Raw genomic sequence first — 15,548 nt, 5'->3', positions numbered from 1 at the left:
CCTCGTAAGGGGTGAACCGGATGCGAAAAAAAACGCGCCGGGTGAGCGGCGCGTTGCGGATTCTAGCAAAAATAACGCTCCCTGTAGGAGCAAGGCTTGCCCGCGATAGCGATCTTGAGGACGCCATCGCGGGCAAGCCTTGCTCCTACAGGTGGCAGGACATCAATGCGAGCTGCCGCCAGCACAGGTCGGTGAGGCCGGAGCCGCATCCATCTGTGCCCATTCTTCAGGCGTGTAGGTATGCAGCGCCAACGCATGAAACTCACCCATCAGCTCGCCCAGCGTGCCGTAGACCTTCTGGTGGCGCTTGACGCGATTGAGCCCTTCGAACTGCTGGCTGACCACCACGGCCTTGAAGTGGGTTTGCAACCCACGGCTGTGCATGTGGCTTTCATCCAGCACTTGCAGGTGCTCGGGCTGCAACAGCCCCAGCGTCGATTCGATGCGTTGTTGCATGGTCATACCCGACTCCGCTTAAGGCTTTTTCTTGGCAGGAGCAGGAGCAGCAGCGGCGCCTTTAGGATCCAGCTCATTGGTCATGTCAGCCAACAGTTTGTTGACCACTGGCACGGCGCTTTCGAGCTTGGCCTGGGTCATCTGGGCCGATTGCTGGGTCAGCTGCGGCATTTTTTCGAGGACTTTCTTGCCCAGTGGCGACTGGTAGAACGCAACCAGGTCCTTGAGCTCGGATTCGCTGAAGTTGGTGGTGTAGAGCTTGACCATGTCAGGTTTCAGCTTGTTCCAGCCAATGGCTTGGTCCAGAGCGGCGTTGGCCTTGGCCTGGTAGGTTTCCAGCAGGGCTTTTTTCGATTCAGGGGCTTTGGTCTGTTCAAAGCGCTGAGCGAACATTTGCTGCACTTGCATGTACACCGGAGTGCCCAATTTGTCAGCGTGCGCCAGGGTCAGGAAAGCTTCGGCACTGGCGTTGTGGCTGGCGGTATCGGCAAAAACCTGGCCGCTGGCGCAAACCAGTGCAACCGCGGTACAGATGGCACGAAGACGAGTCATCGAGTTTCCTTTTCTAGCAGGCGAGGTAAAACCCCAAGGGCGACCATTCTGCGCCTAAAAAACGCCATGGCTCAACCCCCAACCCTTACAGGCCTTGATTTGTAAGGCCCGGTGGTCAAAAAACAGACTGATGGAACCACAATGGCCGAACACGGCCTAAACTGCGCAATCAGACATTCAGGAGTGTGACCGATGAGCCGTATCGAAACCGACAGCCTTGGTGAAGTGGACGTCCCGGACGAGGCCTACTGGGGCGCTCAGACCCAACGCTCGCTGATCAACTTCGCCATCGGTCAGGAACGTATGCCCCTGGCGGTCCTGCACGCCCTGGCGCTGATCAAGAAAGCCGCGGCCCGGGTCAATGACCGCAATGGCGACCTGCCGGCCGACATCGCCCGGCTGATCGAACAAGCCGCCGACGAAGTGCTCGACGGCAGCCATGACGACCAGTTCCCGCTGGTGGTCTGGCAGACCGGCAGCGGCACCCAGAGCAACATGAACGTCAACGAAGTGATCGCCGGTCGCGCCAACGAACTGGCCGGCAACGCCCGCGGCGGCAAGTCGCCGGTGCACCCCAACGATCACGTCAACCGCTCCCAGAGCTCCAACGATTGCTTCCCCACCGCCATGCACATTGCCACCGTTCAGGCGGTGCAGCAGCACTTGCTACCGGCGATCAGCGAATTGTCGGGCGGGCTGGCCGAGCTGTCGGCGCGGCACATGAAACTGGTCAAGACCGGCCGCACCCACATGATGGATGCGACGCCGATCACCTTCGGCCAGGAGCTGTCCGCGTTTATCGCGCAACTGGATTACGCCGAACGGGCGATCCGCAGCGCCCTGCCCCAAGTCTGTGAACTGGCCCAGGGCGGCACGGCGGTTGGTACCGGGTTGAACTCGCCCCACGGCTTTGGTGAGGCCATCGCCGCTGAACTGGCGGCACTCTCCGGCCTGCCGTTCGTCACCGCGCCAAACAAATTCGCCGCCCTCGCCGGCCATGAACCGCTGACCACACTGTCAGGCGCGCTGAAAACCCTGGCCGTGACCCTGATGAAAATCGCCAACGACTTGCGTCTGCTCGGCTCCGGGCCACGCGCCGGATTCGCCGAAGTGAAGCTGCCGGCCAACGAACCCGGCAGTTCGATCATGCCCGGCAAGGTCAATCCGACCCAGTGCGAAGCCCTGTCGATGCTGGCGTGCCAGGTGATGGGCAACGACGTGGCGATTGGCTTTGCCGCGAGTCAGGGTCATCTGCAATTGAACGTGTTCAAACCGGTGATCATCCACAATCTGCTGCAGTCGATTCGCCTGCTGGCCGATGGCTGCAGCAACTTCCAGCAGCATTGCATCGCCGGGCTGGAACCGGATGCCGAGAAAATGGCGGAACACCTGGAACGTGGCTTGATGCTGGTGACCGCGTTGAACCCGCACATTGGCTACGACAAGTCGGCGGAAATTGCCAAGAAGGCTTACGGCGAAGGGCTGACCTTGCGCGAGGCGGCGTTGCAACTGGGTTATCTGACCGACGAGCAGTTTGATGCGTGGGTGCGACCGGAGAATATGCTGGAAGCGGGCGCCAAAGGCTGAGATTTGCGGTGACAGATGATCGTTCCCACGCTCCGCGTGGGAATGCAGCCCGGGACGCTCCGCGTCCCTTTTGAAGCGGACGCAGAGCGTCCAGTGAGGCATTCCCACGCAGAGCGTGGGAACGATCATCTTCAGGCCATCCTTAAACGCCGAGCCCTGAGCCCCGCCATCAACGAAGGCCCCAACGCCACCAGCGCCGACCCCAGCACCACCAACACCGCCCCGCCATAACCCAAGCCATTGATCGTCTCGGCGTGCACATATTCCGGCCACGCCCACGCCGCCACGGCCACTGCAACAAACGTCACCAACGGCGTAATCGCCAACGTCGCACTGACCCGCGAAGCCTCCCAGTGCGCCAACGCTTCGGCAAATGCGCCATAGGCGACCAGTGTGTTCATGCAGCACGCCAGCAGCAGCCAGCCTTGCCGAGGGCTCAGGTTCAGCGCTTCCAGTGGATGCACCCACGGCGTCAGCAGCAGCGCGCAGAACAGGTAGATCACCATCATCACCTGCAACGAATTCCACACCGTCAGCAATTGCTTCTGGCCCAGGGCGTAAAAGGCCCAGACCGTGGACGCCGCCAGCACCATCAACACGCCGGCGGTGTAATCCGTCAGGGAAGTGAGCAACTCACTCAGGCGCTGATTGAAAAACAGTCCGAAACCGATCAGCAACACCAGCAGGCCAATCCCCTGCCCCACGCTGAATCGCTCCTTGAACACAAACAGGCTGGCGATCAGCAACATGATCGGCCCCATCTGCACCACCAGTTGCGCAGTGCCGGGGCTGAGCAGGTTCAGGCCCATCAGGTACAGCACGTAATTGCCCACCAGCCCGAGCACCGCCATCAGCACCAGCCAGCCACCCTTGGGGCCGAGCACTTTGCGGCTCGGCAGACGCTGGGTCGCCGCCAGATACAGGAACAGGCAACCGCCGGATACCGACAGGCGAAACCAGGTCACCGTCACCGGGTCCATCACCTCCAGCACTTGCTTGAGCTTGATCGGCAAAATGCCCCACAGCAGCGCCGTCAGCAACGCCAGGAACAGACCGTAAACCCAGCGACCCGATGAAATATGCATGCCGACCCCAAAGCCCAGTGGCGAGAATCGCCATTCTAGGCTCAGCGCCGTGTGGCACACAGGGACAGTTGCGAGCTGGCCGCGAATGAAACTGTGCAGGTCGCAACGCTAAATTGACGCAGTGCCGTCGATCAGTTGACCAGGCGCCGCAAGTACTTCAGATCTAAGCTCATTGGATCCGCAGACGAGACCATCCCACAGGAGACCGCCATGTACGGCATGCGCGCCCAGGACCACGCCCCCGCCACGCACTTTCGCAGTGACCGGATGTGTCGTGTGAACGGGGAGTTGTATTTCAGCACCCGGGAAAACACCCTCGAGGGGCCGTTTGACAACCCCGAAGTAGCGGCGCGGGAGATAGAGGCCTATATCGAGCGGATGCAGCTTCAGAGTAAAAACCAATAGACCGCGGGGCCCCATTCGCGGGCAAGCCTCGCTCCTACAGGGGAATGCGATCTCCTGTAGGAGCGAGGCTTGCCCGCGAAAGCAATCTAATCGTCGCCACAAATCTTGTGGTTTAACGCACCGCCTCAAACAACCCCGTAGCCCCCATCCCGCCCCCCACGCACATGGTCACCACGCCGTAACGCAGATTGCGCCGCTGTAACTCCCGCACGATATGCCCCACCTGCCGCGATCCGGTCATGCCAAACGGATGCCCAATGGAAATCGACCCGCCATTGACGTTGTACTTCGCGTTATCGATTTCCAGTCGATTACGGCTGTACAGGCACTGGGACGCGAACGCTTCGTTGAGTTCCCACAAATCGATATCGGCAATCTGCAAACCCTTGGCCTTGAGCAACTTGGGCACCGAGAACACCGGGCCGATGCCCATTTCATCCGGCGCACAACCGGCGACGGTGAAACCACGGAAAAACGCCTTGGGCTTGAGTCCCAATTCCAGGGCTTTTTCCAGGCTCATCACCAGGGTCATGGACGCCCCGTCCGACAACTGCGACGAGTTACCCGCCGTCACCGAACCGTCCTCGGCGAACACCGGTTTCAAACCGGCGAGGCTTTGCAGGGTGGTGTCCGGGCGGTTGCAGTCGTCGCGATCGACAATGCCGTCGAGGATCTGCACCTGACCGGTGGCCTTGTCTTCGACCCGGTACCTGACCGCCATCGGCACGATTTCGTCGTCAAACAACCCGGTAGCCTGGGCCTGACCCGTGCGTTGCTGACTTTGCAGCGCGTAGAGATCCTGTTCTTCACGGCTGACGTTGTAGCGTCGGGCGACGATTTCAGCAGTCTGGCCCATCGGGAAATAGATGCCCGGCACCTGTTCCTTGAGCAACGGGTTGATCAGGTTGTCAGTGTTGACGCTTTTCATGGTCAGGCTGATGGATTCGACGCCACCGGCAACGATGATGTCGCTGCAACCCGAGGCAATCTGGTTGGCGGCAATCGCGATGGCTTGCAGGCCCGAGGAGCAGAAACGGTTGAGGGTCATGCCGGCGGTGCCGATGCCCAGGTGCGAGAGCACCGCGACATTGCGCCCGATGTTGTAACCCTGGGCGCCTTCGTTGGAGCCGGCGCCGACAATGCAATCCTCGACGCTGGCCGGGTCGATGTCGTTGCGGGTGAGCAGCGCATTGACGCAGTGAGCCGCCATGTCGTCCGGGCGGGTCTGATTGAACTTGCCGCGAAAGGATTTGGCCAGGCCGGTCCGTACGCTGTCGACGATCACCACTTCACGCATGGCATACCTCATTGTTGTTGTCGGTTGGGAGTGGACCGAGCATAAGTCCACCCCATTACCGACCGCGACAATCATTCACCTCGCGTATGCGCAACCATCGTTTCACTTCTTGTGCTTCTTGGCCTTCTTGTCGGCCTTTTCGAACGCCTCTTCCAGCGCCCGGTTAATCGTGCGCAACACTTTCACCCGCGCCCAGCGCTTGTCGTTGGCTTCCACCAGGGTCCAGGGCGAGATCTCGGTGCTGGTGCGATCGACCATGTCACCGACGGCGGCGCGATACGCGTCCCACTTGTCGCGGTTGCGCCAGTCGTCTTCGGTGATCTTGAAGCGTTTGAAGGGGATGTCCTCCCGAGCCTGGAAGCGCTCCAGTTGCGTCTGCTTGTCGATGGCCAGCCAGAATTTGACCACGATGACGTGGGACTCGGAGATTTGCTCTTCGAAATCGTTGATCTCGCTGTAAGCCCGCAGCCAATCCGCCGGCGGACAGAAACCTTCGATGCGCTCCACCAGCACCCGGCCGTACCAGGAACGGTCGAACACGGTGAACTTGCCCTTGGCCGGAAGGTGTCGCCAGAAGCGCCACAGATAGGGTTGCGCCCGTTCTTCCTCGGTGGGCGCGGCAATCGGCACGATGCTGTATTGCCGTGGGTCGAGCGCTGCCGCCACCCGTCGAATCGCCCCGCCCTTGCCCGCCGCATCATTGCCTTCAAACACCGCCACCAACGCGTGCTGACGCATGCGTTTATCGCGCATCAGGCCAGAGAACCGCGCCTGCTCGGTAATCAGCTGTTCTTCGTAATCGTCCTTCTCCAGACGCTGGGTCAAATCCAGGCTGTCGAGCACATTCATTTGATCGATATGGGTCGGCAGTGGCGCCGCATTGACCTTGTCGGGATGGATCTCGGGCCGTTTCAAGGCACTTTGCAGCCCTTCAAGCAGGATTTGGCCAACGGTCAGGCTGCGGTAGTGCGGGTCGACGCCTTCGATCACATGCCAGGGTGCGTAGTCGCGGCTGGTGCGGCGCAATACCCGCTCGCCGTATTTGACGAATTTGTCGTAGGTTTGCGACTGCTGCCAATCCAGCGGGCTGATGCGCCAACTGTGCAACGGATCATCGGCCAGCGCCTTGAGGCGCGCCTTCATTTGCTGCTTGGAGAGGTGGAACCAGAACTTGAAGATCAGCGCGCCTTCGTCACAGAGCATTTTTTCGAAACGCTCGGACTGGTTGATCGCTTGGTCCAGCACCGCATTTTTGAAGTCGCCATGGACGCGGCCCTGGAGCATCTGGCTGTACCAGTTGCCGAAGAAAATCCCCATGCGGCCCTTGGCCGGAAGCATTCGCCAGTAGCGCCAGGCCGGTGGCCGGGCCAGTTCTTCGTCGGTCTGCTGGTCGAAGGTGCGCACCTCAATCAGGCGCGGGTCCATCCATTCGTTGAGCAACTTGACCGTCTCGCCCTTGCCGGCGCCTTCGATGCCATTGATCAAAATGATCACCGGGAAACGTTGCTGCTGCTGAAGTTCGAACTGCGCTTCGAGCAAGGCTTCACGCAGGATCGGTACTTCGGCGTCGTAGGTTTCTTTGTCGATGGCGTGACCGATTTCGGCAGATTCGAACATGGGCGGCTCCGTTCCAAGATTGAGCAAGACTAGCGGATTGACCTGATGGGCATCAGAGAAATTCCGTGTGTCGTAAGGCTTATGGCTTTTGTGGCGAGGGGGCTTGCCCCCGTTGGGCTGCGAAGCGGCCCCCAAACCTGGCAACACGTTTGTCAGGTAAACCAAGTTTGCTGATATTACGACTGCTTCGCAGCCGAACGGGGGCAAGCCCCCTCGCCACAAAAGCCTTCAACCGCGGCGCCAGATTCTGTCTGATGCAAAGCCATCGAAACCTGCCATGGATCAAGCGCCGCCCCACCGATCAGCTAGAATGCCCGCCTTGCCGTCACCGAGCCTGCCATGAACCCCGAATTGCCCAACGCCCAGCTCGACTGGGACGACCAGGGACGCCCGTATTCGCGGGTGTTCGATGATGTGTATTTTTCCGACCTGTCCGGGTTGGACGAAACCCGCTACGTGTTCATCGAACAAAACCGCCTGAAGGAACGTTTTGCCGCGTTGCCCGCCGACGGTCGATTGGTGATTGGCGAGACCGGTTTTGGCACCGGATTGAATTTCCTCTGCGCCTGGCAACTGTTCGAAGAGCAAGCCGTGGCCGGTGCTCGGTTGCATTTTGTCAGCGTGGAAAAGTACCCGCTGACCGCCCCGGACCTGAAACGGGCGCTGGCGCTGTGGCCGGAACTCAAGCCACTCGCCGATCAATTGCTGGCCCAGTACGTGGCGATCCATCAGGGCTTTCAACGCCTGGTGCTGGATAACGGCCGGGTGACCCTGACCTTGCTGATCGGCGATGCGCTGGAGCAATTGCCGCAACTGGACGCGCAGATCGATGCGTGGTTTCTCGACGGTTTCGCCCCGGTGAAAAACCCCGACATGTGGACCGCCGAGCTGTTCGCCGAACTGGCGCGCCTGGCCGCCCCGGATTCCACCATCAGTACTTTTACCAGCACCGGTTGGGTCCGTCGGCTGCTCAACGCGGCGGGCTTCAAAATGAAGCGCACGCCGGGCATCGGCCACAAATGGGAAATCCTGCGCGGCGCGTTTCTCGGTTGGCCCGCCGACGTAGCGGCACCGATGCCTGCCAAACCTTGGTTCACTCGCCCTGCGCCTTATAACGGTGAGCGCCGCGCCCTGGTCATCGGCGCAGGCCTGGCGGGTTGCGCCAGTGCGGCCAGTCTCGCGGCACGGGGCTGGCAGGTGAGTTTGATGGAGCGTCATGCCGATATCGCCCAGGAAGCCTCGGGCAATCCTCAAGGCGTGCTGTACCTCAAGCTGTCGGCCCACGGCACTGCGTTGTCGCAATTGATTGTCAGCGGTTTCGGCCATACCCGACGGGTGCTTGAACAGTTGCATCGCGGTGTGGACTGGGACGGCTGCGGTGTATTGCAACTGGCGTTCAATGCCAAGGAAGCCGAGCGTCAGGCGCAACTGGCGGCGGCGTTTCCTGCAGATCTGCTGCACGTACTGGATCAAGCGCAAGCCGAGGCACGGGCCGGCATTGGACTGGCCCATGGCGGTTTGTTCTATCCCGAGGGTGGCTGGGTGCATCCGCCGGCGCTATGTCAGTGGCAGGCTTCGCAGCCCAACGTTCAATTGCTGACCCATCGCGATGTGCTGGAGCTGCGCAAGGTCGATGACCAGTGGCAGGCCTGGGACGGCGACACCCTGCTCGCCAGCGCCCCGGTGGTGGTGCTGGCCGGCGCTGCCGAGATCAAACGTTTCGCGCAAAGCGCCGATCTGCCGCTCAAACGCATTCGCGGGCAAATCACCCGACTGGCGCAAACCACCGGGAGCGAAGGTCTGGCCACGGTGGTCTGCGCCGAAGGTTACGTGGCACCGGCGCGCCTGGGCGAACACACCTTGGGAGCCAGTTTCGATTTCACCAGCGATGACCTGACACCGACCACCGCCGAACACCTGGGCAACCTGCAACTGCTGGAAGAAATCTCCAGCGATCTGGTCACCCGCCTGCACGCCGATCAACTGGACCCGGAGCGCCTCCAGGGCCGCGCGGCGTTCCGTTGCACCAGCCCCGACTACTTGCCTATCGTCGGGCCGCTCGCCGATGGCCAGGCGTTCAACCAGGCCTATGCCGCCCTGAGCAAGGACGCGCGACAGGTGCCGGACGTCCCGTGCCCATGGCTCGACGGTTTGTACGTCAACAGCGGTCACGGTTCCCGGGGGTTGATCACCGCGCCGTTGTCCGGCGAATTGCTGGCGTCCTGGCTGGAAAACGAACCGCTGCCCCTGCCGCGCAGTGTGGCCGAGGCTTGTCATCCGAACCGCTTTGCCCTGCGCCGGTTGATTCGCGGAGTCTGATCCGGCACGGCTTCGAGCCGTCACTTTCAGCCTTCGTATAACGCTCTACCACCGGGCACACCTGACGTTGTGCCTGTCACCCGCAATATCCTCGCCCCGCTGCTTATAACCGATCGATCTAAAACTCCCGCCAAGTCACCGGGTCAGTTTCAGAGTACCCGCCGTTTTGGCGCGGAAATGATTGACCCTCCCCAACGGAAAAACCGGTAAGGACTTTATGTGCGGATTAGCTGGCGAGTTACGCTTTGATCAACAACCTGCGGACCTCGCGGCCGTTGAACGAATCACCCATCACCTGGCCCCTCGCGGCCCGGATGCGTGGGGCTTCCACAGCCAGGGGCCGATTGCCCTGGGCCATCGGCGCCTGAAAATCATGGACCTGTCGGACGGCTCGGCGCAGCCGATGATCGACAACCAATTGGGCTTGTCCCTGGCCTTCAACGGCGCGATCTACAACTTTCCGGAACTGCGCACCGAGCTTGAAGCGCTCGGTTATGCCTTCTATTCCGGCGGCGACACCGAAGTGCTGCTCAAGGGCTATCACGCCTGGGGCGAAGCACTGCTGCCCAAGCTCAATGGCATGTTCGCCTTCGCGATTTGGGAGCGCGACGCCAAGCGCCTGTTCCTCGCCCGCGACCGCCTCGGCGTCAAGCCGTTGTACCTGTCGCGCACCGGCCAGCGTTTGCGCTTTGCCTCGGCGTTGCCGGCGCTGCTTAAGGGCGGCGATATCAGCCCGATGCTCGACCCGGTGGCGCTCAACCATTACTTGAATTTCCACGCGGTGGTCCCGGCCCCGCGCACCTTGATCGCCGGCATCGAAAAACTGCCGCCCGCGACCTGGATGCGCATCGAAGCCGATGGCACCACCGAGCAGAAAACCTGGTGGACCCTGCCCTACGGCCCCCACGCCGATGAGCTGAACCTGACCCTGGAAGACTGGCGTGACCGCGTGCTCGACAGCACCCGCGATGCCGTCGCCATCCGTCAACGTGCGGCCGTCGATGTCGGCGTGTTGCTGTCCGGCGGCGTCGATTCGAGCATGTTGGTCGGTCTGCTGCGTGAAGTCGGCGTCGAAAACCTCTCGACCTTTTCCATCGGTTTCCAGGATGCCGGCGGCGAGCGTGGGGACGAATTCCAGTATTCGGACCTGATCGCCAAGCACTACAACACGCAGCACCATCAACTGCGGATCCAGGAAAGCGAAATCATCGAGCAACTGCCCGCAGCGTTCCGCGCCATGAGCGAGCCGATGGTCAGCCATGACTGCATCGCCTTTTATCTGTTGTCCCGGGAAGTCGCCAAGCACTGCAAAGTGGTGCAGAGCGGCCAGGGCGCGGACGAGTTATTCGCCGGTTATCACTGGTATCCGCAAGTGGACGGCGCCGCCGATCCGTATGCGGCGTATCGCGATGCGTTTTTCGACCGCAGCTACGAAGACTATGCCGCCACCGTGCAGCCGAAATGGCTGACGGCGAATGACGCCGCCGGTGACTTCGTGAAGGAACATTTCGCACAACCCGGCGCCGATGCGGCGGTGGACAAAGCCCTGCGTCTGGACAGCACGATCATGCTGGTGGACGACCCGGTCAAACGCGTCGACAACATGACCATGGCCTGGGGCCTGGAAGCGCGTACGCCGTTTCTCGACTATCGCCTGGTGGAATTGTCGGCCCGGGTGCCGGGCAAGTTCAAACTGCCGGATGGCGGTAAACAGGTGCTGAAAGAAGCCGCGCGACTGGTCATTCCAAGCGAAGTGATCGACCGCAAAAAAGGTTACTTCCCGGTGCCTGGCCTCAAGCATTTGCAGGGCGATACGCTGAACTGGGTGCGCGAACTGCTGCTCGATCCAAGCCAGGATCGCGGCCTGTTCAACCCGGCCATGCTCGACCGCCTGCTGACCGACCCGCAAGGCCAGTTGACCCCGTTGCGCGGCTCCAAGCTGTGGCAATTGGCGGCACTGAACCTGTGGCTCAGTGAACAAGGAATCTGATCGATGAAACCCCACGCCACGGCATACAGCCAACGCTTGTTGCGCGGTCAGTCACCCTCCTATGAACGCTTGCAGGCGCGCCTGGCCGAAGACGGCAGCGAATTGAATGCCGCGCCGATTGCGGTGCATTGCGGTTGGGGCCGGTTGCTGATCGGGCATACCTTTCCTGATGCGGCAAGCATCGCCCAGGAGTTGCTCAACGAGCAGCCCGGCGAGCGCGACATCGCTTTGTACGTCGCCGCGCCCCAGCAAGTGCTGGGGCTGGAACCGGCGCAGTTGTTTCTTGATCCGTCCGACACCTTGCGCCTGTGGTTCAGCGATTACCGCCAGTCGACCCGGGTGTTTCGCGGCTTCCGGATTCGCCGGGCCCAGAGCGAAGCCGATTGGCAGGCGATCAATCTGCTGTATCAGGCGCGCGGCATGTTGCCGATCGATGCGTCATTGCTGACCCCGCGTCATATGGGCGGCCCGGTGTATTGGCTGGCCGAGGACGAAGACAGCGGCGCGATCATCGGCAGTGTCATGGGCCTCAATCATCACAAGGCCTACAACGACCCGGAAAACGGCAGCAGCCTCTGGTGCCTGGCGGTTGACCCGCATTGCTCGCGGCCCGGTGTCGGCGAAGTGCTGGTGCGGCATTTGATCGAGCATTTCATGAGCCGTGGGCTGAGTTACCTGGACCTGTCGGTATTGCACGACAACCGCCAGGCGAAGAGTCTCTACGCCAAGCTCGGTTTTCGTAACCTCTCGACCTTCGCCATCAAGCGCAAGAACGGCATCAATCAGCCGTTGTTCCTTGGGCCGGGGCCGGAGGCGGAGTTCAATCCTTATGCGCGGATCATCGTCGAGGAAGCCCATCGTCGCGGCATTGATGTGCAGGTCGATGATGCGGACGCCGGGATGTTTACCCTCAGTCATGGCGGGCGCCGGGTGCGTTGCCGCGAATCCCTTAGTGACCTGACCAGCGCCATCAGCATGAGCCTGTGCCAGGACAAGAGCCTGACCCATAAGGTGCTGAAAGCCGCTGGCCTGAACTTGCCTTCACAGCAATTGGCGGGCAACGGCGACGACAACCTGGCATTTCTCGACGAGCACGAACGGGTGGTGGTCAAACCGCTGGACGGCGAGCAGGGCCAGGGTGTGGCGGTGGATTTGCGCACCATTGAAGAAGTCCAGCAGGCCATCGAAGCGGCGCGCAAGTTCGACTCGCGAGTCTTGCTGGAAAGCTTCCACGAAGGCCTGGATCTGCGGATCGTGGTGATTGGTTTCGAGGTGGTCGCTGCGGCGATTCGCCGGCCGGCGGAGGTCGTCGGTGACGGTCAGCATTCCATCGGTGCGCTGATCGAAGCCCAGAGCCGACGCCGTCAGGCAGCCACCAGCGGTGAAAGCAAGATTCCGCTGGACCACGAAACCCAGCGCACGTTGCAGGCGGCGGGTTACGACTACAACAGCATTCTGCCGGCCGGCGAGCATCTGTTCGTACGGCGTACGGCGAATCTTCATACGGGCGGTGTGCTTGAAGATGTCACCGCGATCCTGCACCCGACCCTGGTGGATGCCGCCGTGCGCGCGGCGCGGGCGCTGGATATCCCGATGGTCGGGCTCGACCTGATGGTGCAGGCCGCCGACCAGCCGGAGTATGTGTTTATCGAAGCCAATGAACGCGCCGGCCTGGCCAACCATGAACCGCAACCGACGGCGGAGCGCTTTGTGGATTTGTTGTTTCCGCATAGTCAGCCGGCGGTTTAAACCCCCTTCATGATCGTTCCCACGCTCTGCGTGGGAATGACTCCTCGGACGCTCCGCGTCCGCTCTTGGGACGCAGAGCGTCCCTGGCTGCATTCCCACGCAGAGCGTGGGAACGATCAGCGCTCAATTCATCAGGAGTTTCCATGACCAGCAAAATTCCCGAACCGGATCTCAACTACCTGCAAAAAGTCCTGCTGGAAATGCTCGCCATTCCCAGCCCGACCGGGTTCACCGACACCATTGTGCGTTACGTCGCCGAGCGGCTCGAAGAGCTGGGTATTCCGTTCGAAATGACCCGGCGCGGCACCATCCGCGCCACCCTCAAGGGCAAGAAAAACAGCCCGGACCGCGCGGTGTCCGCGCACCTGGACACCATCGGCGCGGCGGTGCGTGCGGTGAAGGATAACGGTCGCCTGACGCTGGCCCCCGTCGGCTGCTGGTCCAGCCGTTTTGCCGAGGGCAGCCGGGTCAGCCTGTTTACCGACAATGGCGTGATCCGCGGCAGTGTGTTGCCCTTGATGGCTTCCGGGCATGCGTTCAACACCGCCGTGGATGAAATGCCGATCAGTTGGGATCACGTCGAATTGCGCCTGGACGCCTACTGCGCCACCCGCGCCGATTGCGATTCCCTGGGAATCAGCGTCGGCGATTTTGTCGCGTTCGACCCGTTGCCGGAATTCACCGAAAGTGGCCACATCAGCGCCCGTCACCTTGACGACAAGGCAGGCGTTGCCGCGCTGCTGGCGGCGATGAAAGCGATCATCGACAGCGGCGAAGAACTGATGATCGACTGCCATCCGCTATTCACCATTACCGAGGAAACCGGCAGTGGCGCCGCGGCCGCGTTGCCGTGGGATGTCAGTGAATTCGTCGGCATCGACATTGCGCCGGTCGCGCCGGGGCAGCACTCCAGCGAACACGCGGTGAGCGTGGCGATGCAGGATTCCGGCGGACCGTATGACTATCACCTGTCGCGGCATTTACTGCGATTGGCCAGTGACAACGACTTGCCGGTGCGCCGCGACCTGTTCCGCTATTACTTCAGCGACGCCCATTCGGCGGTGACGGCCGGACATGACATTCGCACGGCGCTGCTGGCGTTTGGTTGCGATGCGACCCATGGCTATGAACGGACGCACATTGACAGCCTGGCGGCGCTCAGTCGTCTGCTCGGCGCGTACATCCTCAGTCCGCCGGTGTTTGCCAGCGATGCACAACCGGCCAAGGGTTCGCTGGACCGGTTCAGTCATCAGATCGAACATGACACGCAGATGGAAAGCGATACGCGGGTGCCGTCGGTGGATAGTTTGGTCGGACAGCGCAACGACAGCTAAGTCCTGCGGCGTTTGAAAAATCGCCATCGCGGGCAAGCCTTGCTCCTACAGGTCTTGTGTTGACCTCGATATCCGGGCACGACACAAAACCTGTAGGAGCAAGGCTTGCCCGCGATGGCGTCAGATCAGGCAATGAATGCGCTCAGGCTAGTCGCAACCCATCATTCGCCGTAGCATCGCGACATTGTTTTAGCCGAGGTGCCTATGCTGATCCCCTACGACCAACTCGAAGTCGACACCCTGACCCGCCTGATCGAAGATTTCGTGACCCGCGACGGCACGGACAACGGCGATGACACGCCGCTGGAAACCCGCGTATTGCGAGTTCGCCAAGCGCTGACCAAAGGCCAGGCACTGATCGTTTTCGACCCGGACAGCGAGCAATGCCAGTTGATGCTCAAGCACGATGTGCCCAAGCACCTGTTCGACTGAATGGCTCAGCGTCCTTTGTTTTTGGTCAGTTTGACCTGGATGCGTTCGTAGACTTCGGCTCGATGCACATTGACGTCTTGTGGCGCTTCGACGCCGAAGCGCACGTTGCCGCCGTTGACCGCCAGAATGCGCACGGAAATGTTGTCACCGATGGAAATCAACTCGCCTACAACGCGACTGAGTACAAGCATGGCCTTTATCCTTCAGGGGTTACCGGGCCCTGAAGATGCCCGGCGCGCGCCGGGGGTTCAATGCGCTGTGGGCAAATCAGTCTTGCCCTACAACCCGGGATATTTCGCCTGACGGAAACGTCCTGCAAACCGCCCCATTGAAGGACCGATCCTTCAGGATGCGGAGAAACGCGGGCCGAAAAGGATGACAGTCGCGCCGATCACGCACAGCGCCACGCCGATCCAGTCCGAACCCAGCGGACGCACCTTCTCGACCACCGCCAGCCAGCCAATCGACGCAATGATGTAGATGCCACCGTAAGCGGCATAGGCGCGGCCGGCGTAGGTTGCTTCGATCCGGGTCAGCAACAGCGCAAACACCGTCAGGCTTAGCAACGCCGGAATGACCCACCAGGCACTTTTACCCTGGCGCAGCCACATCCAGAACGCGAAGCAGCCGGCGATTTCGAACAACGCGGCGAGGAAAAACCACAGGTAATTGAGCATGCAGGTGTCTCGTGAGGATGGCCGAATGCGGCCACCCTAACGACGGTG

14 protein-coding genes are annotated in these 15,548 nt (G+C 61.3%); 7 read left to right on the top strand and 7 right to left on the bottom strand.

The genetic code is table 11. The features are described 5' to 3' along the window. Positions 1-162 precede the first annotated feature (162 nt). Both BK667_RS18885 and BK667_RS18880 read right to left on the bottom strand, forming a co-directional pair. Positions 163-462, bottom strand: a complete 300-nt coding sequence (locus BK667_RS18885; RefSeq protein WP_123510107.1) for a BolA family protein — start codon at positions 460-462, stop codon at positions 163-165. A 12-nt stretch (positions 463-474) separates the two neighbouring features. Further along, the gene (locus BK667_RS18880) at positions 475-1,008 is read right to left on the bottom strand and encodes a DUF2059 domain-containing protein (protein WP_123510105.1); all 534 of its coding nucleotides are present in this window, start codon (positions 1,006-1,008) and stop codon (positions 475-477) included. Positions 1,009-1,200: 192 nt separating this feature from the next. On the opposite strand from BK667_RS18880, the gene BK667_RS18875 reads away from it, so the two are divergent. Continuing rightward, complete coding sequence (locus BK667_RS18875) at positions 1,201-2,595, top strand: class II fumarate hydratase (RefSeq protein WP_123598535.1); 1,395 nt, start codon at positions 1,201-1,203, stop codon at positions 2,593-2,595. 131 nt (positions 2,596-2,726) lie between these two features. Here the strand turns inward: BK667_RS18875 and BK667_RS18865 are convergent, their stop codons facing one another. After that, a complete protein-coding gene (locus BK667_RS18865) occupies positions 2,727-3,680 on the bottom strand; it encodes a DMT family transporter (RefSeq protein ID WP_123598534.1) in 954 nt (317 codons plus the stop codon). Between the two features lie 210 nt (positions 3,681-3,890). On the opposite strand from BK667_RS18865, the gene BK667_RS18860 reads away from it, so the two are divergent. Beyond that, positions 3,891-4,085 (top strand): DUF6316 family protein, encoded by a 195-nt coding sequence (locus tag BK667_RS18860; RefSeq protein ID WP_123598533.1) that lies wholly within the window; start codon positions 3,891-3,893, stop codon positions 4,083-4,085. Positions 4,086-4,197: 112 nt separating this feature from the next. Here the strand turns inward: BK667_RS18860 and BK667_RS18855 are convergent, their stop codons facing one another. Further along, a complete protein-coding gene (locus BK667_RS18855; RefSeq protein WP_123598532.1) occupies positions 4,198-5,382 on the bottom strand; it encodes a thiolase family protein in 1,185 nt (394 codons plus the stop codon). A 102-nt stretch (positions 5,383-5,484) separates the two neighbouring features. Next, positions 5,485-6,999, bottom strand: a complete 1,515-nt coding sequence (gene pap, locus BK667_RS18850; RefSeq protein WP_123510094.1) for a polyphosphate:AMP phosphotransferase — start codon at positions 6,997-6,999, stop codon at positions 5,485-5,487. Positions 7,000-7,338: 339 nt separating this feature from the next. On the opposite strand from pap, the gene mnmC reads away from it, so the two are divergent. The 5 genes from mnmC (at position 7,339) to BK667_RS18825 (ending at position 14,823) form a co-directional block, all read left to right on the top strand. Continuing rightward, positions 7,339-9,318 carry a bifunctional tRNA (5-methylaminomethyl-2-thiouridine)(34)-methyltransferase MnmC2/FAD-dependent 5-carboxymethylaminomethyl-2-thiouridine(34) oxidoreductase MnmC1 gene (gene mnmC, locus BK667_RS18845; protein WP_123598531.1) on the top strand — a complete coding sequence of 660 codons (1,980 nt, stop codon included), beginning with the start codon at positions 7,339-7,341 and terminating at the stop codon, positions 9,316-9,318. 217 nt (positions 9,319-9,535) lie between these two features. Further along, on the top strand, positions 9,536-11,308 hold the full coding sequence (locus tag BK667_RS18840) for an N-acetylglutaminylglutamine amidotransferase (RefSeq protein ID WP_123510092.1): 1,773 nt from the start codon (positions 9,536-9,538) through the stop codon (positions 11,306-11,308). A gap of 3 nt (positions 11,309-11,311) precedes the next feature. Further along, positions 11,312-13,057, top strand: coding sequence for an N-acetylglutaminylglutamine synthetase (gene ngg, locus BK667_RS18835; RefSeq protein ID WP_123598530.1), 1,746 nt, complete (start codon positions 11,312-11,314; stop codon positions 13,055-13,057). Positions 13,058-13,200: 143 nt separating this feature from the next. After that, positions 13,201-14,391 carry an osmoprotectant NAGGN system M42 family peptidase gene (locus BK667_RS18830; RefSeq protein WP_123510090.1) on the top strand — a complete coding sequence of 397 codons (1,191 nt, stop codon included), beginning with the start codon at positions 13,201-13,203 and terminating at the stop codon, positions 14,389-14,391. Between the two features lie 204 nt (positions 14,392-14,595). Further along, on the top strand, positions 14,596-14,823 hold the full coding sequence (locus tag BK667_RS18825; RefSeq protein WP_010461751.1) for a YheU family protein: 228 nt from the start codon (positions 14,596-14,598) through the stop codon (positions 14,821-14,823). 5 nt (positions 14,824-14,828) lie between these two features. On the opposite strand, the gene csrA is transcribed toward BK667_RS18825, so the two are convergent. Both csrA and BK667_RS18815 read right to left on the bottom strand, forming a co-directional pair. Beyond that, entirely contained in the window at positions 14,829-15,014 is a 186-nt protein-coding gene (csrA, locus tag BK667_RS18820) for a carbon storage regulator CsrA (protein WP_123598529.1), read from the bottom strand. A gap of 153 nt (positions 15,015-15,167) precedes the next feature. Continuing rightward, positions 15,168-15,500, bottom strand: a complete 333-nt coding sequence (locus BK667_RS18815) for a YnfA family protein (protein WP_123510088.1) — start codon at positions 15,498-15,500, stop codon at positions 15,168-15,170. Between the last annotated feature and the right edge of the window lie 48 nt (positions 15,501-15,548).

Origin of the sequence: Pseudomonas frederiksbergensis (assembly GCF_003732705.1) — a bacterium.
GTDB lineage: Bacteria > Pseudomonadota > Gammaproteobacteria > Pseudomonadales > Pseudomonadaceae > Aquipseudomonas > Aquipseudomonas frederiksbergensis_F.
Note: the sequence above shows the minus strand (reverse complement) of the source record. Positions and strands in the feature narration are given on the sequence as shown.